Source organism: Ectobacillus panaciterrae DSM 19096 (genome assembly GCF_000430785.1).
GTDB classification, from domain to species: domain Bacteria; phylum Bacillota; class Bacilli; order Bacillales; family Bacillaceae_G; genus Ectobacillus; species Ectobacillus panaciterrae.
The window spans coordinates 1-1,427 of sequence record NZ_AUMR01000196.1 but is presented as its reverse complement, the minus strand read 5'-3'; the positions used below and the strand labels follow the sequence as shown (position 1 = coordinate 1,427).

The 1,427-nt window shown below is 32.2% G+C and carries 1 pseudogene; it reads left to right on the top strand.

Annotation, left to right across the window (positions count from 1 at the left end):
- Positions 1 to 91: 91 nt before the first annotated feature.
- Positions 92 to 1,427: pseudogene (locus H540_RS0122240) on the top strand (ATP-binding protein); the annotation flags it as partial.

Here is a 1,427-nt window from a genome sequence, read left to right as displayed (position 1 = left end):
GTTAGAAGGGAACACACAGCATGAATGTTATTGATTTAAATATGGTAATTTCCAACTTGTTTACTAAACTAACTTGGGGTGTCTCTGGATTATGCTAACTTATAATTTACAGAAGAATAAAACGAAAATTGCTATATTTATAATTCTCTTTTATTCACTATTCTACTATTCCTGGCTTATATGGTTTACAGGTGACGAGAAAGTAAAATTAGTTGTGGGAGCTATTTTATCTCACCTCGGTCCTTTACTGGCAGCAGTATTTGTGTATATGAACTTAAAAAGATTTCAAGGCAGAAAGAGAACATGTTGGAATTTGCTATTATTTTCGTGCATCGGGAATTTCCTTTCTGATATTGTTACAAAATTCCACGTTGCTTATTGGCCTACAGGAATCAAATATGCTTTCCCAGGTTGGGGAGATTTCTTGTGGGTTATCTCTTTAATTTTATATGCATTATTCTTGCTGTACACAGTCTATGAAAAAAGAGCTAAATACCAACTTTTATATTTAAGTATTGATACATTTATTATTATGAGCGTATTTACAACCATAAGTTGGGTTTTTATACTCGAAAAGATCGTATTCGAAAAGAATTACACATATTTAAAGATGTTTGTTTCATTAGGCTATGCAATTGGTGATTTAGGAGTTTTATTAGGAGGAATCTTACTTTATCTCTCTTACAGGAAAAATTTCGTGCCTTGCGTGTTATTCCTTAACCTTACCGGTTTGATCATAAATCAGATCGCTGATGCTTTCTTTTTATATCACATGATTTCCGGTACATATCAGTTTTTTACGCTAGTAGAGCCAACTTGGGCCATCAGTGTGCTACTCATTGGACTTTCAAGTTTTTTTGAAACTGAATCATTTGAAATTAATAAAGAAAATGCAAATCCCTCGTCTCGAGGAGTCTTAAAAATAGGTCAAGTGCTTTTACCGTATATCAGTACATTGTTGCTGATTTTGCTGGCCATAGTAAAAGACAGTGAACTGTTTAGTATTTCAGTTGGTGGTATTGTTGTGCTCTTCTTAATCGTAATAAGACAAATTATTACGATTTTAGAGAACCAAACCTTAGTCAATCAACTACAACAAATTAATTTAACTCTTGAAAATAAAGTAAGAGAACGAACGATAGAGATTTCTTTAAAAAATAAAGAGTTAAATGATTTAAATCTTGGTCTTGAAGAAAAAGTAAAGAGAAGAACAAAAGAGTTAGAAATAATAAAGCAAAAACTATCTGAAAGTGAACAAAGGTATCGTTCACTCTTTCAAAATCATCCCGATTTGATTTTTTTATTTAATTTCCAAGGGAACAGTTTTGCTTTAAATCATGCAGCAGACAAATTTTTGCTGGCGAATGGTGAAACACAAGTATTTGATTCAATCGATCCAAGTAAGGATCAATATTTCCAGAAAGCGA